General features: G+C 68.3%; 21 protein-coding genes. 11 read left to right on the plus strand and 10 right to left on the minus strand.

Going from position 1 to position 21,331, the window contains the following annotated elements; genetic code table 11:
- The 7 genes from infB to pnp form a co-directional block, all read left to right on the plus strand.
- The coding region (gene infB / locus OCL97_RS06495) for a translation initiation factor IF-2 (protein WP_377368680.1) at positions 1–2,072 on the plus strand (2,072 nt) is incomplete at its 5' end.
- Between the two features lie 181 nt (positions 2,073–2,253).
- On the plus strand, positions 2,254–2,760 hold the full coding sequence (locus tag OCL97_RS06500) for a DUF2939 domain-containing protein (protein WP_377368682.1): 507 nt from the start codon (positions 2,254–2,256) through the stop codon (positions 2,758–2,760).
- A 35-nt stretch (positions 2,761–2,795) separates the two neighbouring features.
- Positions 2,796–3,587 carry a dienelactone hydrolase family protein gene (locus OCL97_RS06505; RefSeq protein ID WP_377368684.1) on the plus strand — a complete coding sequence of 264 codons (792 nt, stop codon included), beginning with the start codon at positions 2,796–2,798 and terminating at the stop codon, positions 3,585–3,587.
- Positions 3,588–3,677: 90 nt separating this feature from the next.
- Entirely contained in the window at positions 3,678–4,085 is a 408-nt protein-coding gene (gene rbfA / locus OCL97_RS06510) for a 30S ribosome-binding factor RbfA (protein ID WP_377368686.1), read from the plus strand.
- A 9-nt stretch (positions 4,086–4,094) separates the two neighbouring features.
- Complete coding sequence (gene truB, locus OCL97_RS06515; RefSeq protein WP_304780297.1) at positions 4,095–5,039, plus strand: tRNA pseudouridine(55) synthase TruB; 945 nt, start codon at positions 4,095–4,097, stop codon at positions 5,037–5,039.
- Between the two features lie 3 nt (positions 5,040–5,042).
- On the plus strand, positions 5,043–5,312 hold the full coding sequence (gene rpsO, locus OCL97_RS06520; RefSeq protein WP_304780294.1) for a 30S ribosomal protein S15: 270 nt from the start codon (positions 5,043–5,045) through the stop codon (positions 5,310–5,312).
- A gap of 245 nt (positions 5,313–5,557) precedes the next feature.
- On the plus strand, positions 5,558–7,690 hold the full coding sequence (pnp, locus tag OCL97_RS06525) for a polyribonucleotide nucleotidyltransferase (RefSeq protein ID WP_377368689.1): 2,133 nt from the start codon (positions 5,558–5,560) through the stop codon (positions 7,688–7,690).
- A 292-nt stretch (positions 7,691–7,982) separates the two neighbouring features.
- On the opposite strand, the gene dnaA is transcribed toward pnp, so the two are convergent.
- The 6 genes from dnaA to mutM all read right to left on the minus strand — a co-directional run bounded on the left by dnaA (position 7,983) and on the right by mutM (position 13,669).
- Positions 7,983–9,446 (minus strand): chromosomal replication initiator protein DnaA, encoded by a 1,464-nt coding sequence (gene dnaA, locus OCL97_RS06530; protein WP_377368691.1) that lies wholly within the window; start codon positions 9,444–9,446, stop codon positions 7,983–7,985.
- A 411-nt stretch (positions 9,447–9,857) separates the two neighbouring features.
- A complete protein-coding gene (rpsT, locus tag OCL97_RS06535; protein ID WP_293497186.1) occupies positions 9,858–10,127 on the minus strand; it encodes a 30S ribosomal protein S20 in 270 nt (89 codons plus the stop codon).
- A gap of 104 nt (positions 10,128–10,231) precedes the next feature.
- Positions 10,232–10,816 (minus strand): GDSL-type esterase/lipase family protein, encoded by a 585-nt coding sequence (locus OCL97_RS06540; RefSeq protein WP_377368693.1) that lies wholly within the window; start codon positions 10,814–10,816, stop codon positions 10,232–10,234.
- Positions 10,817–10,989: 173 nt separating this feature from the next.
- On the minus strand, positions 10,990–11,766 hold the full coding sequence (locus OCL97_RS06545) for an enoyl-CoA hydratase (RefSeq protein WP_377368695.1): 777 nt from the start codon (positions 11,764–11,766) through the stop codon (positions 10,990–10,992).
- Positions 11,767–11,796: 30 nt separating this feature from the next.
- A complete protein-coding gene (locus OCL97_RS06550) occupies positions 11,797–12,657 on the minus strand; it encodes a TraB/GumN family protein (protein WP_377368697.1) in 861 nt (286 codons plus the stop codon).
- Positions 12,658–12,805: 148 nt separating this feature from the next.
- Positions 12,806–13,669, minus strand: a complete 864-nt coding sequence (gene mutM / locus OCL97_RS06555) for a bifunctional DNA-formamidopyrimidine glycosylase/DNA-(apurinic or apyrimidinic site) lyase (protein WP_377368699.1) — start codon at positions 13,667–13,669, stop codon at positions 12,806–12,808.
- 89 nt (positions 13,670–13,758) lie between these two features.
- Here mutM and OCL97_RS06560 point away from each other — a divergent pair, with 89 nt between their 5' ends.
- Both OCL97_RS06560 and ubiB read left to right on the plus strand, forming a co-directional pair.
- Positions 13,759–14,517, plus strand: coding sequence for a class I SAM-dependent methyltransferase (locus OCL97_RS06560; RefSeq protein ID WP_377368701.1), 759 nt, complete (start codon positions 13,759–13,761; stop codon positions 14,515–14,517).
- A 3-nt stretch (positions 14,518–14,520) separates the two neighbouring features.
- Positions 14,521–16,026 carry a 2-polyprenylphenol 6-hydroxylase gene (gene ubiB / locus OCL97_RS06565; protein WP_377368703.1) on the plus strand — a complete coding sequence of 502 codons (1,506 nt, stop codon included), beginning with the start codon at positions 14,521–14,523 and terminating at the stop codon, positions 16,024–16,026.
- Positions 16,027–16,129: 103 nt separating this feature from the next.
- On the opposite strand, the gene OCL97_RS06570 is transcribed toward ubiB, so the two are convergent.
- Both OCL97_RS06570 and OCL97_RS06575 read right to left on the minus strand, forming a co-directional pair.
- The gene (locus tag OCL97_RS06570) at positions 16,130–16,627 is read right to left on the minus strand and encodes a cupin domain-containing protein (protein WP_377368705.1); all 498 of its coding nucleotides are present in this window, start codon (positions 16,625–16,627) and stop codon (positions 16,130–16,132) included.
- Positions 16,620–17,162, minus strand: coding sequence for a hypothetical protein (locus OCL97_RS06575; protein WP_377368707.1), 543 nt, complete (start codon positions 17,160–17,162; stop codon positions 16,620–16,622). The genes OCL97_RS06570 and OCL97_RS06575 overlap by 8 nt, the downstream gene beginning before the upstream one ends.
- Before the next feature lie 119 nt (positions 17,163–17,281).
- Here OCL97_RS06575 and coaBC point away from each other — a divergent pair, with 119 nt between their 5' ends.
- Positions 17,282–18,475, plus strand: coding sequence for a bifunctional phosphopantothenoylcysteine decarboxylase/phosphopantothenate--cysteine ligase CoaBC (gene coaBC / locus OCL97_RS06580; protein ID WP_377368709.1), 1,194 nt, complete (start codon positions 17,282–17,284; stop codon positions 18,473–18,475).
- Positions 18,406–18,921: a dUTP diphosphatase gene (gene dut, locus OCL97_RS06585; protein ID WP_377368711.1), complete on the plus strand. Its 516-nt coding sequence runs from the start codon at positions 18,406–18,408 to the stop codon at positions 18,919–18,921. The genes coaBC and dut overlap by 70 nt, the downstream gene beginning before the upstream one ends.
- Here the strand turns inward: dut and OCL97_RS06590 are convergent.
- The gene (locus tag OCL97_RS06590; protein WP_377368713.1) at positions 18,918–20,363 is read right to left on the minus strand and encodes an amidase family protein; all 1,446 of its coding nucleotides are present in this window, start codon (positions 20,361–20,363) and stop codon (positions 18,918–18,920) included. The two genes, dut and OCL97_RS06590, sit on opposite strands and share 4 nt — an antisense overlap.
- A gap of 35 nt (positions 20,364–20,398) precedes the next feature.
- Complete coding sequence (dapB, locus tag OCL97_RS06595) at positions 20,399–21,166, minus strand: 4-hydroxy-tetrahydrodipicolinate reductase (protein WP_377368831.1); 768 nt, start codon at positions 21,164–21,166, stop codon at positions 20,399–20,401.
- Between the last annotated feature and the right edge of the window lie 165 nt (positions 21,167–21,331).

Genomic DNA, 21,331 nt, shown 5'->3' on the forward strand with positions numbered 1-21,331 from the left:
CCAACGCCCCGCCCGCCACGCCTGAGGTTCAGCGCGCCACCCGCCAGGCCCCGCGGCCCGGCGGCGGCGACACCATCGCCCGTCGTGACGATGAAGAGGATACGCGCCGCAAGGCCAATGCGGCCCCCACCAAGGCGATCTCCCGCGTCAAGGGCGCCCAGCAGCGCCGCGAGGGCCGTCTCACCATCCAGGCCGTGGCCGGGGATGACGAGAGCGCCGTCGAACGCATGCGCTCCCTGGCCTCGGTTCGCCGGGCCCGTGAGCGTGAACGCGAGAAGCGCAAGGGCGGCGGCCAGGAAGCGGCCCGCGCCGCGCGCGAAGTCATCATTCCCGACGTCATCACCGTGGCGGAACTCGCCAACCGCATGGCGACCCGCGGCGTGGAGATCATCAAGTTCCTGATGCGTCAGGGCGTGATGCTGAAGATCAACGACGTCATCGACAACGACACCGCCGAGCTGGTGGCCACCGAGTTCGGCCACACCGTTCGCCGCGTGTCCGAAGCCGACGTCGAAGAAGGCTTCATCGGCGACGAGGATCTCGACGATCATCTCGTGTCGCGACCCCCGGTGGTGGCTGTCATGGGTCACGTCGACCACGGGAAGACCTCCCTGCTCGACGCCCTGCGCTCGGCCGACGTAGCCAAGGGCGAACACGGCGGCATCACCCAGCATATCGGCGCCTATCAGGTGCGCCTGGAAAGCGGCCAAGCGGTCACCTTCCTGGACACCCCCGGCCACGCCGCCTTCTCGGCGATGCGGGCCCGCGGCGCCGACGTCACCGACATCGTCATCCTGGTGGTGGCGGCCGACGACGGCGTCATGCCCCAGACCATCGAGGCCATCCATCACGCCCGGGCGTCCGGCGCGCCGATCATCGTGGCCATCAACAAGATCGACAAGCCCGGCGCCGACCCGCAACGGGTGATCAACGAGCTTCTGCAGCACGAGATCGTCGTGGAAAGCCTGGGCGGCGATACCCAGGCCATCCAGGTCTCGGCGACCCAGAAGCTCGGCCTCGACGACCTGATCGAGGGCATCCTGCTGCAGGCCGAGGTCATGGACCTGAAGGCCAATCCCGACCGCACCGCCGACGGCACGGTCATCGAGGCCAAGCTCGACCGGGGTCGCGGCGCGGTCTCCACCGTGCTGGTCAAGCGCGGCACCCTGAAGCGCGGCGACATCGTCGTGGCAGGCTCCAGCTTCGGCCGGGTTCGCGCCCTCTTCAACGAACGCGACGAGCAGCTTGATGAAGCCGGCCCCTCGGTGCCGGTGGAAATCCTCGGCCTCGACGGCACGCCCTCGCCGGGCGAACCCTTCGCGGTGGTGGAGAACGAGGCCCGCGCCCGCGAGCTGACCGCCTATCGTACCCGCGTGAAGCGTGAAAAGGCCGGTTCGCCGGTCGCCGGCGGCGTCACCATGGCCGACTTCATGGCCAAGCTGCAGGACAAGAAGATCTCCGAGCTGCCGGTCATCATCAAGGCCGACGTGCAAGGGTCCGCCGAGGCCATCGTGTCCTCGCTGGACAAGCTCGGCACCGACGAGGTCCGCGCGCGGATCATCCTGTCGGGCGCCGGCGCCATCAGCGAGAGCGACGTCATGCTGGCCAAGGGGGCGAACTCGCCCATCCTCGGCTTTAACGTCCGCGCCTCCAGCCAGGCCCGCCAGCTCGCCGAGCGTGAGGGCGTGGAGATCCGCTACTATTCGGTGATCTACGACCTGATCGACGACATCAAGGGCGTGCTTTCGGGCATGCTGGCGCCGGAACAGCGCGAAACCTTCCTCGGCAACGCCGAAGTCCTCCAGGTCTTCGACATCACCAAGGTCGGACGCGTCGCCGGTTGCCGCGTCACCGAGGGCACGGTCCGCAAGGGCGCCCGCGTCCGCATCATCCGGGCCGACATCGTGGTCCTCGAACTCGGCACCCTGCAGACGCTCAAGCGCTTCAAGGACGAGGTCAACGAGGTCAACGCCGGCCAGGAGTGCGGGATGTTCTTCCAGGGCTTCCAGGACATCAAGGAAGGCGACACCATCGAGTGCTTCAGCCTCGAAGAGGTCAAGCGCAGCCTCTAGCGGCGCCTGGCCCAGGCCTGAGATTCATCAGAGCCTTCCCGGAAACGGGGAGGCTCTTTTGATGTCCGGCGCCCCGCTCGCGGCGCGGAAGTTCGCGCAGGCCGGCCAATAGCCCCTCGCCAAGGCCATCAAGACACCCCATTTTCCGCCCACCCGTCAGTGGGCCCAAGCGGAGACGACGATGCGCTTCTTTCTGGTGATCGCCCTGGCGATGGGACTTTCGGCCTGCGCCACGGCTCAGCGCCTGGACGCCGCCGGCGACGTTCACGCCCTGCTGGTCTCCATTCGCGACGAGGACCAGGCGGCCTTCGACGCCCATGTCGACCGCGAGGCGCTCAAGCAGGAAATCTCCGCCCGCCTGAGCGCCGAGGCCCGCAGCCCCAAGGTCGACAAGGGCTGGCAGGCCCTGGGCGCCATGCTGGCCCCGGCCCTGGCCGACATCGCCGGCGACGCCCTGGTCCAGCCCCAGGTGTTCCACAAGGTGGCGGAGTCCTACGGCTACAAGCCCGGCCAGCCGCTCCCCAGCCGGGTCGCCATCGCCGGATCGCTCAAGACCATGGACGACGGCCGGGTGTGCGCCACCAAGGCCAAGGGCGGCCCCTGTGTGCTGATCTTCCGCCAGGACAATGGCGTCTGGAAGCTGTCGGGCTTCGAGGGCGAGATTTCCAGCCTGCGCATCAAGTTCTAGCGGGTTAGGCTCCCGCCAAAGGGTGGGGGAACGCCATGGGCTACGAGGCCGCGCTGAGCGACTACGAGAAGTTCGAGTTCGACGACGGTCATCGCAAGCGCGACGTCTACAAGCGTGGCTCGGGGCCCGCGGTCATCATCATCCATGAGATGCCCGGCCTGCACCCGCTGGTGATCAAGTTCGCCGACCGGGTGGCGGCGGCCGGCATGACCGTCTACTGCCCCCATCTGTTTGGTCAGCCGGGCCGGCCGGCCTCCCACCCCCTGGGCGTCTTGACCATGCTGGGCGGCATCTGCATCCGCCGGGAGTTCAATGTCTGGGCCACCGACAAGTCGAGCCCCATCGTCGACTGGCTGCGGGCCCTGGCCCGCAAGGCCCACGCCGACTGCGGCGGCAAGGGGGTGGGCGCGGTGGGCATGTGCTTCACCGGCAACTTCGCCCTGGCCATGATGACCGAGCCCGCCGTGGTGGCGCCGGTCCTGTCCCAGCCGTCCCTGCCGCTGGCCGGCAAGAACCCCAGGCGCGGGGCGGGGATCGGCGTCTCGACCAAGGAGATCGCCTGCGCCCGGCAGCGGTTCGAGGATGAGGATCTGTCGATGATCGGCCTGCGCTTCACCAGCGACGCCTTCGTCCCCGACGCGCGGTTCGAGACCTTGCGCCGGGAGTTCGGCGACCGCTTCGAGGCCATCGAGCTGTCGGACGAGGACGCCGCCCCGGCCCAGATGGCGCCCCACTCGGTTCTGACCCTGCACCTGAAGGAGGACGGCCCCACCAAGGCCGCCGAACAGCGGGTGATCGCCTTCTTCAAGGACCGGACCGGGGCCTAGGGGTGGACTTGAGCCCGCGGGACCACTAGAAGCGCCGGCTTCCCTGAGCCCCACGTCCGATCCGTGGGCCAGGCCCTAGAAGGTAGAGCCATGAAACGTCCCGGAAAGCCCGCCGGCCCGAGCCAGCGCCAACTGCGCGCCGGCGAACTCACCCGACATGCCCTGGTGGAGGTGATGCGCGAGCACGAGATCCAGGACCCGGACCTGGCCGGCGTGCCCATCACGGTCACCCAGGTGCGGATGAGCCCGGACCTGCGCCACGCCGTCTGCTTCGTCGAGCCCCTGGGGGGCCAGAAGTACTCGGTGGTGGTGGACGCGCTGAACCGCCACGCCAAGTTCCTGCGTGGCTGCCTGGGCCGCGCCATCGAGATGAAGTTCACGCCCGACCTGAAGTTCGTCCACGACGAGACCTTCAACGAGGCCAGCCGTATCAACGCGCTGTTTGATGATCCCAAGGTCGCCCAGGACCTCGCCGCCGACCCCTCCGACCAGGACTGATTTTCCAACATGGCGCGACGCAAGAAGGGCGATCCGGTCTCGGGCTGGATCTGCCTCGACAAGCCCTATGACCTGACCTCCACCAGCGCGGTCGGCCGTGTGCGCAGGCTGTTCAACGCCCAGAAGGCGGGCCACGCCGGCACCCTGGACCCCCTGGCCACCGGCATCCTGCCCATCGCTCTGGGGGAAGCCACCAAGACCGTCCCCTTCCTGATGGACGCCGACAAGACCTACCGCTTCATCATCGAGTGGGGCCGCACCACCGCCAGCTTTGACCGCGAGGGCGTGACCACGGCCACCTCCGACGTGCGGCCTACCGTGGCGCAGGTGGAAGAGAAGCTTCCGGCCTTCGTGGGCGAGATCTCCCAGGTCCCGCCGATCTTCTCGGCCATCAAGGTGGACGGCGAGCGGGCCTATGACCTGGCCCGCGCCGGCCATGAGGTGGAGCTTGCGGCCCGCATCGTCACCATCCATTCCGCCCGCGTGGTGGAGGCCCCTGATCCCGACCATGTCGAGATCGAGGTCAGCTGCGGCAAGGGCACCTATGTGCGCGCCATCGTGCGGGATCTGGCGGAAATGCTGGGGGCCTGCGCCCATGTCAGCGCGCTCCGCCGCACCCGGGTCGGGGCCTTCTCCGAAGACCGGGCGATAACACTGGAATTGCTTGAGGATTTGGGGCATAAGCCCGGCCATCTGGACGCATTGCTTCCGGTCGAGACCGCCCTGGACGACATCCCGGAGCTGGCCGTGACCGCCGAAGACGCTTTCAGACTTAAGCAGGGACGGCCCATCGTTCTCGTTCCCCGACAGGTTGAAGCCCTGAAAGCCCAGCTCACCCTGGGTTCTCGAACCGTTTCAGTGCTGTCGGAGGGGATGATGGTGGCGCTCTGCGAGATGCGCGCAGGCAAGCTCGAGCCATCGCGAGTCTTTCATCTGACCAAGAGCGGAGACTAACCGATGTCGATTACGATTGAACGTAAGGCCGAGCTTATCAAGACCCACGGCCGCTCCGAAGCGGACACGGGTGGCGCTGAAGTGCAGGTCTCGATCCTCACGGAGCGGATCGCGAACCTGACCGAGCACTTCAAGGCTCACAAGAAAGACAACCACTCGCGCCGGGGCCTTCTGAAGATGGTTTCCCAGCGCCGCCGACTTCTCGACCACCTGAAGAGCACCGACACCGGTCGCTATCAGGCCATCATCGAGAAGCTGGGTCTGCGCCGCTAGGACACCAAGTCCAGCCCCCGCGAAAGCGGGGGCTTTGCGTATCAGGCTCCATGATTTCCCGCTTCCTCCGCGACAGGCCGGAGGATCAAAAGCGGTCCGGGCCGCCCCTTTCGGTGGGCGCCCAAACACGCCGAGGGTTCCACAGTGATCCTCACCCCCGCCTGTTTGACTGGAGAGGATCTCGGGAACCCCCCGCCCTGTCCGCCCCCGCCGGGAATGCGCCCGCGGGATGAGAAAGAAGCAAAATGTTCGATATCAAACGCAAGACCATCGAGTGGGGCGGCAAGACGCTGACCCTGGAAACCGGCCGCATGGCCCGCCAGGCCGACGGCGCCGTTCTCGCCACCTACGGTGAGACCATGGTGTTGGCCACCGCGGTCTACGCCAAGAGCGCCAAGCCGGGTCAGGACTTCTTCCCGCTGACCGTGAACTACCAGGAGAAGTTCTACGCCGCGGGCAAGATCCCCGGCTCCTTCCCCCGCCGCGAGGGCGCGCCCAGCCAAAAGGAAACCCTCACCAGCCGCCTGATCGACCGTCCGATCCGCCCGCTGTTCGTCAAGGGCTTCAAGAATGAAGTCCAGGTGGTCTGCACCGTGCTGGCCCACGACCTGGAAAACGATCCCGACGTCGTCGCCCTGGTGGCCGCCTCGGCCGCCCTGGTGATCTCCGGCGCGCCCTTCATGGGTCCGATCGGCGCGGCCCGCGTGGGCTACGTCAACGGCGAATACATCCTGAACCCGACTCTCGACGAGATGAAGGAATCGGCGATGGACCTCGTGGTCGCCTCGACCAACGAAGCCGTCATGATGGTTGAGTCCGAGATCCAGGAGCTCAGCGAAGACGAAGTGCTGAAGGGCGTCATGTTCGCCCACGCCGGCATCCAGCCGGTGATCGACGCGATCATCGAACTGGCCGAGCACTCCGCCAAGGAGCCCTTCGACTTCACCCCCGACGACACCGACGCCATCAAGGCCGAAGTGAAGAAGCTGATCGGCAAGGACCTGGCAGCCGCCTACAAGATCGTGGCCAAGGGCGAACGCCAGGACGCGGTCGGCAAGGCCAAGGCCAAGGCGACGGAAAAGTTCGGCAAGTCCGACACCAACCCCGCCGGCATGGGCCCCGACAAGCTCGGCGGCGTGTTCAAGGAACTCGAAGCCGACGTCGTGCGTCGCAACATCCTCGACACCGGCATCCGCATCGACGGCCGCACCGTCGACAAGGTCCGCCAGATCGTCTCGGAAGTGGGCGTCCTGCCCCGCGCCCACGGTTCGGCCCTGTTCACCCGTGGTGAAACCCAGGCCCTGGTCGTGGCTACCCTGGGCACCGGCGACGACGAGCAGCTGATCGACGCCCTGGAAGGCAAGTACTACGAGAAGTTCATGCTGCACTACAATTTCCCCCCCTTCTCGGTGGGTGAAACTGGCCGCATGGGCGCTCCCGGACGCCGCGAAGTCGGCCACGGCAAGCTCGCCTGGCGCGCCATCCGGCCGATGCTGCCCAAGCAGGAAGACTTCCCCTACACCATCCGCCTGGTCTCCGAGATCACCGAGTCCAACGGCTCGTCCTCGATGGCCTCGGTCTGCGGCTCCTCGCTGGCCCTGATGGATGCGGGTGTGCCCCTGAAGAAGCCGGTCTCCGGCATCGCCATGGGCCTGATCCTGGAATCGGACGGCTTCGCGGTCCTGTCGGACATCCTGGGTGACGAAGACCACCTGGGCGACATGGACTTCAAGGTCGCCGGCACCGAGGACGGCATCACCTCCCTGCAGATGGACATCAAGATCGCCGGCATCACCGAGGCGATCATGAAGCAGGCGCTGGAACAGGCGAAGGGTGGCCGCAAGCACATCCTCGCCGAGATGGCCAAGGCCATGGAAGCCCCGCGTCAGGAACTCGGCGAGTTCGCCCCGAAGATCGAGACCATGAAGGTCCCGGTCGACAAGATCCGTGAAGTCATCGGGTCGGGCGGCAAGGTCATCCGCGAAATCGTGGAAAAGACCGGCGCCAAGGTGGACATCGAGGACGACGGCACCATCAAGGTGTCGGCCTCCGACCAGTCCAAGATCGACGCCGCCAAGGAATGGATCCGCTCCATCGCCTCCGAGCCCGAGCTGAACGCCATCTACACCGGCAAGGTCGTGAAGATCGTCGACTTCGGCGCCTTCGTGAACTTCTTCGGCGCCAAGGACGGCCTGGTGCACGTCAGCCAGATCTCCAGCGACCGCGTCGCCAAGGTCTCCGACGTCCTGACCGAGGGCCAGACCGTGAAGGTCAAGCTCCTGGGCTTCGACGATCGCGGCAAGACCCGTCTGTCCATGAAGGTCGTCGACCAGGAAACCGGCGAAGACCTCTCGGCCAAGCAGGGCGAAGACGCGTAAGCGCCTAAGTCTCTGAGACATCGAAGGGGCGGCCGCAGCGATGCGGCCGCCCTTTTTGTTTGATGAAGATGCTCCCCTTCTGGGGGAGCTGGCGCGAAAGCGCCTGAGGGGGACTTTGACTCTTGTTTGCGGGCGGTAGGCGTCGACTACGTCGATCCCCCTCCGGCTCGTGGCTGCGCCACGATCCACCTCCCCCACATCGGCGCGACGCGCCTGGGGGAGGACCTGCAAAGCGAAAGGCCCGCTTGGGGTGGCGGGCCTTCGTTTCAGTCTCGAACTTGAAGACGGAAGCCTAGCTTCGCAGCTTGCGCAGCAGGGTGTCGAGATCGCGCGCCAACACGGGATCGTCCGCCTTCAGGGCCTCGATGCGGCGCACGGCGTGCAGGACGGTGGTGTGGTCGCGGCCACCGAACCGCCGTCCGATGTCGGGCAGGGAGCGGGTGGTGATCTGCTTGGCGATCCACATGGCCGCCTGGCGCGGGCGGGCCACAGCGCGGGCGCGGCGCTCGGAGATCATGTCGGCCTGCTTGAGGCCGTAGTGCTCGGCCACGGCCTTCTGGATCTGGTCCACCGTCACCCGTTTCTCGGTGCAGGAGAGGTTGGGGCGCAGGATGGCCTGGGCCTCGTCGAGGGACAGGCGGGCGACCTCGCCGCCCACCCGGGCCACCAGGGTGTTCAAGGCCCCCTCCAGCTCGCGCACGCTGTCGGTGAAGCGGTCGGCGAGGAATTCCAGCACCTCGGCCTTGGCCGAGGGGACAAAGCGGCCCTGGCCGGCCAGGGTGGCCAGCTTCCGTTCCAGTATGCCCAGACGCAGGGTGCGGTCGGCGGGCTCGATACCGCAGACCAGGCCGGCCTGCAGATGGCTGCGCAGGCGCGGCTCCATTTCCGACAGCTCGGCCGGCGAACGGTCGGCGGTCATCACCACCCGGCGGCCGTCCTCGATGAGCGCCATCAGGGTGTGGAACAGCTCCTCCTGGGTGGAGGTCTTGCCGGCCACGAACTGCACGTCGTCGATCAGCAGCAGGTCGGCGTTGCGCAGCTCCTCCTTGAAGGCCGCGGTCTGGCGGTCCTGCACGGCCTTGACGAAGGTGGAGGTGAAGCGCTCGGCGGTCAGATAGACCACGCGCTTGCCCGGAGCCGTCCGCATGGCCTCCCAGGCCATGGCGTTCAGCAGGTGGGTCTTCCCGAAGCCGTAGGGGCCGTGGAAGAGCACGGGATTGAAGTGGCCGTCGGCCCAGGAGGCGACCCGGCGAGCGACCGCGAAGGCGAACTCGTTGGCGGGGCCGGCGACGAAGGTGTCGAAGGAGAAGCGCTCCTGCAGGCCCTGCTGACGCGCCGCCCGGGGGGCGGTCAGGTCGACCTCGATTTCGATGACATTGCCGGTGACACCGGTTTCCGCACGCGCGACGGCGACAGCCGCCACGGGGGACGCAACCGTGACCATGGGCGAGGCCGGAGCGGCCTGGTCGAATTCCATGCGGGACTTCAGGTCCAGGGCGCGGCCCATCGGATCGTTCTGCGCCCACAGTTCGCCGATACGGCGCCAGGCATGGCGGCGAATCCAGTCCCGCGCCACGCCGGTGGCGGCCACCAGGCACACATCCTCACCGCGCTCGCGCAGGGCGGCCTGGCCGAGCCAGGAGCCAAAGGTGGCTTCACCCAGCTCGCGCTTCAGCGCCACGCAAGTCTTCGTCCAGACGGCGCCAGCCGTCGCCTCGGCCATCTCGCCCGCAATGCCCCCGGTCGTCATCGTCATCACCAACCATCACCTGCCCGCCCGGTCTGAGGCCCCGCGCCTTACCGGATCTTTGTTCAACAAACACAAGTTCTTAGCCGGCGAGAAGGTAGACTCCTCCCGCCGCTGATTTTCATCCGAGATGGGATGGAAGAACGCGCTTAAGACCTGAACACTAGTCAGGGAGCCGGGGGGGTCAACGCAGATTCTTCGCAGCTCAAGTCGATATTTTCGTTGACTCAAATCGACCCCTCGCGCGGCAAGGGAATCTCGATTTCGACCTTCCGTTAACTGAGAACATTCGTCGCAGGGGCGTGAGCGAAATGCTGCACCGCACGAAAACACCCGCCGGTCTTTCGACCAGCGGGTGTGTTAGAATAGTGAATTATTTCAGCTAGATAGCTGCCGGGCTATATGCCCGGCGCCGCGACCTTAGGCAGCGGCCATCTTCTTGAGCTGAGCGGCCAGGCGGGACACTTTCCGCGAACCGGTGTTCTTGTGCACGACACCCTTGGTGACGGCGCGCATCAGCTCCGACTGGGCCTCGACGAAGGCGGCCTTGGCGGCGGCCGCGTCGCCCGAGGTCAGGGCCTCTTCAAACTTGCGCAGATAGGTCCGCACGCGCGAGCGGCGGGCCTTGTTGACTTCGGTGCGGCGTTCGATCTTGCGAACGGCCTTCTTGGCGCCAGGCGTATTGGCCATGCTTCAGCTCTCAAAACGGCTCGCGCCCGAACCTGCGCTCGGGCGGGTAAATTGGAGGCGCGGATATACGGGAAGGTTCCTTGCGGGTCAATGCGGCTCGGACGCTATTCCGCAGCTTGCGTGAATCGCCGCCAGGCCGGGTGCGCGCCCACCAGGTCGGCCATCTGCTGATAGCCGGCCGCGCCCGGATGGGCGCCGTCCCAGGCTGCGGCCTCGGCCTGCCACAGGCCGCCGGCCATCAGGGGCTGGAAGACGTCGATGAAGGGGACCTGCAGCCGGGCGCACAGGGCCAGCAGGGCGGCGTTGAGGGCCTCGGCGCGGGCGCAGACCCCAGGATCGACCACCGGGGGCGGCCCGACCATCAGCACCGGCGCCAGGGCGCGTGCCGCAGTCAGCATGGCGCGCGCGTTCTTCAGGGTCTGGGCGACAGCCACCCTGGGGGCCCCGTCCACCAGATGGCTGTCGTTACATCCGAAGGAGAAGACAATCCGCATGGGTTCATAGTCCACCAGCCGCAGCCGCGCCTCGGCCTCCCAGCGCGCCAGGAGCTGGTCGGAGGCCTCGCGCCGGATGCCCATATTATAGAGGCTGATCTCGCGGCGGCCGGCGATCGCCCGCCCCACCCAACCCAGATGGTCGGGATCCCCCGCCCCGACCACGAAGCTCTCTCCGAAGGCGATCAGCCGCATCTCAACACCGCTCATCCCGGCGCAGGCCGGGACCCAGAGTCATCACCGAGCCTCCAGAACCAGACCCGTTCGTGCCGTTCGTGTGGTTCGTGGTTCCAAATCTCATGACGGTGCGGCCCTGCAGGCCCCTCAAAGGGTCCACGAACCACACGAACCCCACGAACAAGGTGGGCCTACGACCCTTTGAAGGTGGGCTTCCGCTTTTCGACGAAGGCGGCCATGCCCTCCTTCTGGTCGTCGAAGGCGAAGAGCGAGTGGAACAGGCGCCGCTCCAGGGCCACACCGGTGGAGAGCGTGGTCTCATAGGCCGCCTCCACCAGTTCCTTGTTCATCATCACCGCCAGGGGCGACTGGCCGGCGATCTTGGCGGCGGCCGCCATGGCCTCCTCGATCAGCTTGTCGGGGGCCACGACGCGGGACACCAGGCCCGAGCGCTCGGCCTCGGCGGCGTCCATCATCCGGGCGGTCAGGATCATGTCCATGGCCTTGGACTTGCCGACGAAGCGGGTCAGGCGCTGGGTGCCGCCGATGCCGGGCGCGACGCCGAGGTTGATCTCGGGCTGGCCGAACTTGGCGGTCTCGGCGGCGATGATGAAGTCGCACAGCATGGCCAGTTCGCAACCGCCGCCCAGGGCATAGCCGCCGACGGCGGCGATGACCGGCTTGCGGAACTGCTCCATGCGCCGCGCGAAGGCGCCGAAGAAGTCAGCCGCGAACATCTGGGCGTAGGTCTTGTCGGCCATCTCCTTGATGTCGGCGCCGGCGGCGAAAGCGCGGTCCGAGCCGGTGAGCACCAGGCAGCGGACGCCGTCGTCGGCCTCGGCGGCGTCCAGGGCGGCGGTCAACTCCGACAGGAGCTGGCTGTTGAGCGCATTCAGCGCCTCGGGCCGGTTCAGCCGGATCAGGGTGACCGCGTCCGTGGTCTCGACGATCAGGGTTTCATAGGCCATGGCCGGCTCCTCATAAGGGTGGAGACCCGATTACGGCCCCTCGACGAAATAGCCAAGCGCCCGCAGCCGGGCCGGGACGCCATCGGCGGTCAGCAGGTGGCCGACGCCCACCACCACCACCGTGCGGCCCTTGCCCTTCAGCCTCTGGTCCAGGACCTGGGTCCAGGCGGCGTTCCGGTCACTTACCAGACGCGCATAGAGCACCGGCGAGGCCGTCTTCAGCGGGGCCAGGGCGTCCTTCTCCAGGGCGGCGGTGTCGGCGGCCATCCAGGCGGCCACCAGCCGGTCATAGGCGTCCGGATCGCGGTCCATCTGCGCCAGGCTGTCCTCCAGGGAGGCCAGCTGGGCCGGAACCGGCGCCTCGTCGAACAGGGCGATCTGCTGGGCGGCGGTCTCGAAGGCCATCCGCTGGGCGCTCGCCGGCGCGGTGGCGTTCACCGACTTCTCCACGCCGGAGTCCGTACTGGCGCCAGCGGCGCGGAACTCAGCCCCGGCCAGGGCCACCTCGGCGAACCAGGGCTCCAGCCGGTCCAGGAAGCCGGGGGCGAGGCCGTACTTCTGGCTGGCCCTGACCAGGGCCTGGGCGCCGGCCGGCGAGAGCAGGGCGCTGAGGGTCTGGTTGTTGGGCAGGACCCCCTTGGACGCCGCCAGTCCGGCGATCTCGGTCTCGGTGGCCTGGCCCATGGGCAGCTCAAACCACAGGTCCTCGGCCTGGGTGAGCGCCTGGTCCAGCCTGGCGGGGCGCCAGTCCAGGCCCGGCGGCAGGACGTGCACTGAGCCGAAGATCAGAACCTCGGAATCGGCGTCGCGCACCACCCAGACCGGCGGCTTGGCCAGGGCGGGGCCGGCGAACAGGAACGCCGTCAGGGCGAGCAGGCCAAGCTTGAACATGTGGGGAATCTAGGGGGGAGGAGGAGCCGGCGCCACCCATCACGTCATCCCGGCCGAAGCGCAGCGGAGAGCCGGGACCCAGGGGCGGCGCGCACCGCCCCTGGGTCCCGGATCGCCTAGCGGCGTCCGGGATGACGGGAAAAGCGCGCTATTTCTGGCAAACGGGGCAGAAGAAGGTCGACCGCCCCGCCTGGACCTGGCGCGCGATGACGCCGGTGCAGCCGTCATTCAGGCAGGGCTGGCCCTCGCGGCCATAGGCGCGGAAGCGGTGCTGGAAATAGCCCAGGGCCCCGTCGGCCGAGGCATAGTCCCGCAGGGTGGAGCCGCCAGCCTCGATCGCCTCCTCCAGGACCTCGCCGATGATGGTGACCAGGGCCGGCAGTTTCTTCGCCGCGATCGCGCCTGCGGGCTTGAAGGGCGAGATCCGCGCCCGGTTCAGCGCCTCGCACACATATATATTGCCCAGGCCCGCCACCACGCGCTGGTCCAGCAGCAGGGTCTTGGGGCCCTGCTTGCGGCCGGCGAAGGCGGCCTTCAGTCCCTGGGCGTTGAAGGCGGGCGACAGCGGTTCGGGGCCGAGACCCGCGAACCAGGGGTGCTCCTCCAGCTTGGCGGTCTCAATGAGCGCCATGTAGCCGAAGCGGCGGGGGTCGTAATAGGTCACCCGGCCACCAGCCTCGGTGTCGAACACCACGTGGGCGTGCTTGGGGTCGGGGTCCTGGGCGTAGACGAACTCGCCGGGGCGGATCGTCCCCTCGGGCCGGGCGATCTCGAAGCGGCCGCTCATCCCTAAGTGCATCACCAGGGTCTCGCCGCGATCCAGCTCCCCCATCAGATATTTCGCCCGTCGCTCCAGGCGCTGGATCGTCGCCCCGGTCAGGCGCTGGACGAAGCCCTCGGGGAAGGGGAAGCGCAGGTCGGCGCGGCGGGCCTCCACGCGGGAGAGCCTCTGGCCCTCCAGCACGGGCGCCAGTCCGCGGCGGACGGTCTCGACCTCGGGAAGTTCAGGCATGACCGTGAAGTGGCATGGGTCGGGCGCGCGCTCAAGGCGGTGGCCGCGAGGCTGGCGCGGGCCGGGCTTGCGGTCTAAGACCCAGGACCATGACAGGACCTGCCGCCACCTTCGGTTTCCGCGACGTGGACCCCGCCGAGAAGCCGCGCCTGGTGCGCGGGGTCTTCGACAAGGTCGCCGGCCGCTACGACCTGATGAACGACCTGATGAGCGCCGGCGTGCACCGGCTCTGGAAGGACGCCACCGCCGCGCGCCTGAACCCGCAGCCGGGCGAGGTGATCATCGACTGCGCCGGGGGCACCGGCGACATGGCCCGGCGCTTCGCCAAGATGGCGCGGGCCGCCCAGCTGCGCCGGGGCGGGGATGACGCGGCCATCCACATCATCGACTACAACGCCGAGATGATCGCCGCCGGCCGCGAACGGGGCGGAGAGCCAGAGATCACCTGGAGCGTCGGCGACGCCCAGCGCCTGCCGCTGCGCGACGCCAGCGCCAACGCCTATGTCATCTCGTTCGGCATCCGCAATGTCACCGACATCTCAAAGGCCCTGGCCGAGGCGCGACGGGTGCTGAAGCCCGGCGGCCGGTTCCTGTGCCTGGAGTTCTCGCAGCCGGCCACCGAGGCTTTGCGCCGCGCCTACGACGCCTACTCTTTCAAGGTGATCCCGGCCATTGGCGAGCTGGTCGCGAAGGACCGCGCTTCCTACCAGTACCTCGTGGAGAGCATCCGCCGCTTCCCCGACCAGAAGAGCTTCGTGGACCTCATCACCAGGGCGGGCTTCAGCCGGGCCGGCTACACCAACTTCACCGGCGGGGTCGCGGCCCTGCACCACGGTTGGGCTGTCTGATCGGTGGGAACCCTGACGGCCACTTGTCGGCTAATGTCGGCCGGTCTCCTGCTCGCGCGCAACGACGCCTTGCTGCCACGTGAACTGGACGCCCTCTATCCGCCGGGCTTGAAATTCCTCGCAAATCTGTCGCGCATCGCCGCCGGACCGTCCTCCCGTGTCGGCCGCCCGGGCGAACGGCTCGCCAGATCCCTGGAACGGCTGGGCCCGGTGGCCATCAAACTGGGTCAACTTCTCTCCACGAGGGCCGACATCTTCGGCGAGACCTTCGCCCTCGACCTCGCCCGGCTGAAGGACAAGCTCGATCCCTTCCCCACCGACCAGGCCCGCCGCGAGGTGGAGCTGACCCTGGGGCGGCGGCTCGACAGCCTCTATGCCAGCTTCGAACCGCCGGTGGCCGCCGCCTCCCTGGCCCAGGCCCATCCGGCCACCCTGCTGGATGGCCGCAAGGTCGCCGTGAAGGTGCTGCGTCCCGGCATCGCCCTGCGCGTCGCCCAGGATGCTGAGGTCATGGCGCTCGCCGGCCGGCTGGTGGAGCGCTGGAGCTCGGCCGCCCGGCGGCTGGAGCCCCGGGCCCTGGCCGCCACCGTCGTCCGCGCCACCGAGCTGGAGCTGGATCTGCGCCTCGAGGCCGCCGGGGCCGACGAGCTCGCGGGCGTCATGGCCCGCGACGGCTACATGTCGACCCCGAGGATCGTCTGGGAGGGGGTCGGCAAGCGCGTCCTCACCCAGGAATGGGCGCCGGGCGTAGCGCTTTCCGACGAGGCGGCCCTGACCCTGCCCGGCCTCGATCGGCAGGCCCTGGCCGACAACCTGATCCGCGCCTTCCTGGCCCAGGCCCTGGACCACGGGGTGTTTCACGCCGACCTGCACGAGGGGAACCTGTTCGTCGCCGCGCCGGACAAGGTCACCGCCGTCGACTTCGGGATCATCGGAAGGCTGGGGGCGCCGGAACGGCGCTACCTGGCCGAGATCCTCTGGGGCTTCCTGGAGAAGGACTACGACCGGGTGGCCCAGGTCCATTTCGAGGCGGGCTATGTCCCGGCCGGCCACAGCCCCGCGGCCTTCGCCCAGGCCCTGCGGGCGGTGGGCGAGCAGGTGTTCGGCCGCCCGGCCAACGAGATCTCCATGAGCCGGGTGCTGATCCAGCTCTTTGAGATCACCGCGCTGTTCGACATGAAGCTGCGCCCCGAGCTGGTGCTGCTGCAGAAGACCATGATGACCGTAGAGGGGGTGGCGCGCCGGATCTGCCCCGAGCATGACATCTGGGCCGCCGCCGATCCCGTCGTGCGGCGCTGGATGCTGCGGGAGCTGTCGCCGGCGGCCAAGGCCAAGCGGTTAGCCGAGGAGGGGCTATCGGCCCTGCGCAACCTCGCGCGCCTGCTGGAAAACCCGCCGCAGCCCGCCGTGGCGGTGGTGGAGGTCGAGGAGACCCACCCGGCCCGCTGGTTCGCCTTTGGCGCGGTGACCGCGGCGGCGGTCTTCCTGCTGGCGGTCTGGCTCCGCTAGAGCCCTTTCCGATCTGATTAAGCAGTCAGTAAAAAGGGCTCTAATTCAAAAAGTTAGAGCATTTTTCGATCCGATAACCGTTTCACACTTATCGGAAAATGCTCTAGGGCAGCCGGGATCTAGCTTCCCATTCCGCGGGAGTCAGCTCCTCGACGCCGCCCTCTCCGAACATGCTGATGCGTCCGGGGCGGAAGAGCGCGGTCTTGCCGATGCTGGGCATCTCGGCCACCTCCACCCGCGCCCGTTCCCCCGCCGTCAGGTAGAGCAGGTCGCCAAGCCCCGTATTGCGGAAGCCGTGCACCACCCCATCGGTGGGGAAGCCCACGAAGTCGCCGGGGCCCACCGCGTGGGCCACCCCGTCGAGGGTCACCTCGCCCTCGCCCTCCAGGACAAAGATGAACTCCTCCTCCAAGGCGTGGCTGTGGGCGATGAAGCTCTCCTTGCCCGGCGGCAGGCGGATGAGGTTGGTGAGCACCCGCTTCATGCCGGTCTGGTCCCCCAGCGGAACCAGCTTCATTTCCGAGGCCGGATTGAACGGATGGCGGCCAGATGGCCGGGACGACCAGTCCAGGTCGCGGGTGCGGATGATGCGCCTATCCATCGTCGCTGTTGCGCCGATCGGAGCGGGCGGTCTCGCGCCGGGCCTCGCGGGCCTTCTGTTCATCCCAATAGGCGGCGCCCTCGTCGGGCTTGAACATGGTGCGCGGGGCGCCGTCCTTGTTGGCCACGGCGAAGACATTGCCCTTGGGGTCGTAGAACAGGGTGTCCCCGTTCGACCGCTTCACGGTTTGGGTTCCGGCTGGCGGATGGTCGACGAAGGCGTGGGCCTTCTTCACGAAGGCGTCGAGGTCTCTAGCGCCGAAGTCCTCGCCGTTGCGCTCGAAGCTCTTGGCGGCGTTCTCCTGGGCGGTGCCCTGGCGGCTGGCGGACCACATGGGCTTGCCGTCCACCTGGGGCACGGCCTCGTCGCGACGCTCGGCGCGGACGTTCGTGCTCGCTTCGCGCCCATTGTCAGAGGCGGAGGCCGCCGGCGTCGAGGATTCGGAGGCCTTGCTCGCCACCGCCGAGGGGCGCTCGCAGGCGGCCAGCAAAACCAGCGCGGCGCCCGCGCAGACCCAAAGTTTGAACCCAGCCATCGTGTTCTCTCCCTGCACGGCCAAGTGAAGCTGGAACAAATTAAGAACAACTTCGCGGGTTTGTCCAGTCGGTCTGTTTGGCCTATGACCGGGGACCATCACCTGGGGGGCGCGAAGCCTTGTCGGAAAAGCGAATTCTCCTGATCGTGGGCGGCGGGATCGCGGCCTACAAGTCCCTGGAACTGGTGCGGCTGCTGCGCAAGGCAGGCGTCGCGGTGCGGCCGATCCTCACGGCCGCCGGCGCCCAGTTCATCACCCCGCTGAGCCTGTCGGCCCTGTGTGAAGACCGCGTCTATTCCGAGCTCTTCTCGTTGGATGACGAGTCGGAGATGGGTCACATCCAGCTCTCCCGCTCCGCCGACCTGGTGGTGGTGGCGCCGGCCACCGCCGACCTGATGGCCAAGGCGGCGGGCGGCCTGGCGAACGACCTGGCCTCCACCACCCTGCTTGCCACCGACAAGCGGGTGCTGATGGCCCCGGCCATGAACGTGCGTATGTGGAACCACCCCGCCACCCAGCGGAACCGGGCGACCCTGGCCGCCGATGGCGTCGCCTTTGTCGGTCCCGACGAGGGGGCCATGGCCTGCGGCGAGTTCGGGCCGGGCCGCCTGGCCGAGCCGCCGGAGATCTTCGCCGCTATCATGAAGGCCCTGGAGGGCCCCGCCGCCAAGCCCCTGGCCGGCAAGCGCGCCATCGTCACGGCCGGCCCCACCGCCGAGCCCATCGATCCGGTCCGAGTGCTCACCAACCGCTCGAGCGGCAAGCAGGGCTTCGCCATCGCCGCCGCCCTGGCCGAACTCGGATGCGACGTCACCCTGGTGGCCGGGCCCGTGGCCGTGCCCACCCCCCTGGGCGTTCGGCGCGTGGATGTTGAGACCGCTCGCGAGATGCTGGCCGCCTGCGAAGCGGCTCTGCCCGCCGATATCGCCGTCTGCGTGGCGGCGGTCTCCGACTGGCGCCCTGAGGTCGAGGCCGGCTCCAAGATGAAGAAGGGCGCGGACGGTCCCCCCGCCCTGAAGCTGGTGGAGAACCCCGACATCCTGGCGACGCTGTCCAACGGCTTCCCCCGTCCCAGGCTGGTGGTGGGCTTCGCCGCTGAGACTGACAATGTCGAGGCCTACGCCCAGGCCAAGCTGGCGAAAAAGGGCTGCGACTGGATCGTCGCCAATGACGTCAGCATCGCCGGCACCATGGGGGGCGACGACAATGCGGTTTCCATCGTCACGCCCCAGGGAATCGAGCGATGGGAGCGGACCGCGAAGTCCGACGTCGCCCGCAAGCTGGCGGCGCGCATGGCCGAGGAGCTGTCTTGAACCTGCCCATCAAGCGCCTGGCGCATAATTTGGAACTGCCCCTGCCGGCCTATGAGACCGTAGACTCCGCCGGCATGGACCTGCGGGCGGCGGTGCCGAAGGACGAACCGCTGGTGATCCGCCCCGGCGACCGCCACGCCGTGCCGACCGGATTGGCCATGGCGATCCCCCGTGGCTTCGAGGGCCAGGTGCGGCCGCGCTCGGGCCTGGCGTTGAAGTCGGGCGTCACCTGCCTGAACACGCCCGGCACCGTGGACTCCGACTATCGCGGCGAGGTGAAGGTCATCCTGATCAACCTCGGCGCAGAAGATTTCACTGTTCGCCGCGGCGACCGCATCGCCCAGATGGTCATCGCGCCGGTGATTCAGGCTTCCGTGGCCGAGGTCAGCGACCTCGACGAGACGGCGCGCGGGACGGGCGGATTCGGGTCGACGGGCGCGACTTAGAAATCCATCGCCGGCGCCACAAAGCCGCGGATGTTCTCGTCGATGGCTTGCGCCACGGCCAGGGTCTTGGCGTCGCCGCCCTGGGGGCCGATCAGCTGGGCGCCGACCGGAAGGCCCGAAGGCGTGTGGCCGGCGGGGACGGTGGTGACCGGCAGGTAGCAGGCGGTCGCCAGGCCGATCCAGTTCAACATGGCGCCATAGGGTATGGTCCGGCCGTCCGAGAGCGACAGCCTGCGGCCGTTGAAGGGCTTGTGATTGTGCGGGAAAGCGGCCACCGGACTGACCGGGGCCAAGATCACGTCGTACTTGGAGAACACGGTCTTGAGCCCGTTGCGCAGGCGGCAGCGGACCTCGTCGGCATCCAGCCACTCGGCGTGGGTGGCGGTATAGGCCCGCACCTGGGCCAGGGCCGAGCGCTCGTCGGCGCCCAGGGTGACGGCCAGCTTGGAGACGCCGCGCATGGCGGCCATCTGCTTGCGCTGGGCCTCGGGCATGTCCGACCCGATGATCGAGCCCAACAGCACCTGGTAGGCGCCCATCAGCTGGTCGGTGGGGACCGGGCTGGAGATGATCTCGATCTCGGCCCCGGCCTCGGCGAGCTGGGTGACGAAGGCCTCCAGAACGGTGCGGACTTCACCGTCCAGGGGGAAGTCGTCCGCCTCGATCCAGACCCCGATCCGGGTCTTGGTGAGATCGGCCGCCGGGGCTCGGGCGGCCACCGGGCCGTTTGCGATCAGGGACAGCAGTAGGCGCAGGTCGCGGACCGAGCGGGCCATCGGGCCGATGACGTTGAGGTCGCGCTCGGCGTGGGCGCCCGGATGGGGCGGGACGTGGCCGATCTGCGAGACCAGGCCCCAGGTGGGCTTGTGGGAGAAGACGCCGCAGAAGCTGGCCGGTACCCGCAGCGAGCCGCCGATGTCGGAGCCGATCTCCAGGGGGGTGATGCCGGCGGCGAGGGCCGCGGCGGCTCCGCCCGACGAGCCGCCGCTGGTGCGCTCGAGGTCCCAGGGGTTGCTGGTGGCGCCGTAGAGGTCGTTGTAGCTCTGCCAGTCCCCGGCCATGACCGGCACATTGGTCTTGCCCCAGATCACCGCCCCGGCCCGCCGCGCCCCGGAGACCGCGTCAGCGTCCTCGCAGATCCGATGGCGAAAGCGGTCCAGGCCCGCCGACGCCGGCATGCCCTGGACGTCCAGGGTGTCTTTCAGGGTCATGGGGAGGCCGGCCAGGGGGCCAAGGGCGCCGTCCTTCACCCGGGTGTCATCGATGGAGCGCGCGCGCTCGAGGGCGTGGGCGAGGTCAGCGTTGACCACGGCGTTGAGGCGCTTGTGCAGCTTTTCATGGCGGCCGAGCGCCAGCTTCAGCAACTCCTCGGAGGAGATGCGCTTGCTCTGCAGGGCGGCGAGCTGGCTCGTGGCGTCCTGGTTGAGCATGTCTCCGGCCATGGGTCTGTCTCTCAAACGGTAAGAAAATTATCGCCTCAACCCTTGAGGACGTCCTGCATGTCATAGGCGCCGGCCGGTTGACCGCCCACCCAGATCGCGGCCTGGACGGCGCCGCGGGCGAACAGGCCGCGGTCGCGGGCCGAATGGCTCAGCGTCAGGATTTCGTCTTCGGCGGCGAAGATCACCGAGTGCTCGCCAATGATGTCGCCGCCGCGCAGGACGGAAAAGCCGATGTCGCCGGGGGTGCGGGGGCCGTTGATCCCGTCGCGGCCCCGGTCGGCCACGTCGTTCAGGTTCACGCCCCGGCCCGCCGCGGCAGCCTCTCCGAGCATCAGGGCGGTGCCCGACGGACTGTCCACCTTGCGCCTGTGGTGAGCCTCGAAGACCTCGATGTCATAGTCGCTGGCCGCCAGAGCCTTGGCGGCCTGGGTCACCAGGCTCATCAGCATGTTGACCCCCAGGGAGAAGTTGCGTGCCCGCACGATGGGGATCACGGCTGCGCAGGCGTCGATAAGGGCGCCGTCCTCATCGGAGATGCCCGTCGCCCCGATCACCAGGGCAGGGCCGCCGCGCTGGGCGCAGTGTTGGGCCAGGGCCACGGAGGCGGCGGGCGTGGTGAAATCGATCACCACGTCACAGGCGGCCAGGGCCTCATCGCGGCTGACCAGGCCCTCGGCCGTGACGTCCGGCCGGTCGAAGCGGGCGGCCAGGACGACATCGTCGCGGCCCTCCACCACGGCGGCGATCGCCTGTCCCATGCGGCCCAGGGCGCCGGCGATGGCGATGCGGATGGGAGCGGTCAGCGGGGTCTCTCCGGGCGATCTACGGAATTGCGTACATCGCTTGTCCCGCGTGGGTGAGGGTTGGGTCAAGAACACTTGCCGTCATCCCGGACGGCCGGCAGGCCGAGCCGGGACCCAGGGGCGGGGAGCGTGGCCCCTGGGTGGCTGCTTCGCGCCGTGCTTCGC

Origin of the sequence: Phenylobacterium ferrooxidans (assembly GCF_042714595.1) — a bacterium.
GTDB classification, from domain to species: Bacteria; Pseudomonadota; Alphaproteobacteria; order Caulobacterales; family Caulobacteraceae; genus Phenylobacterium; species Phenylobacterium ferrooxidans.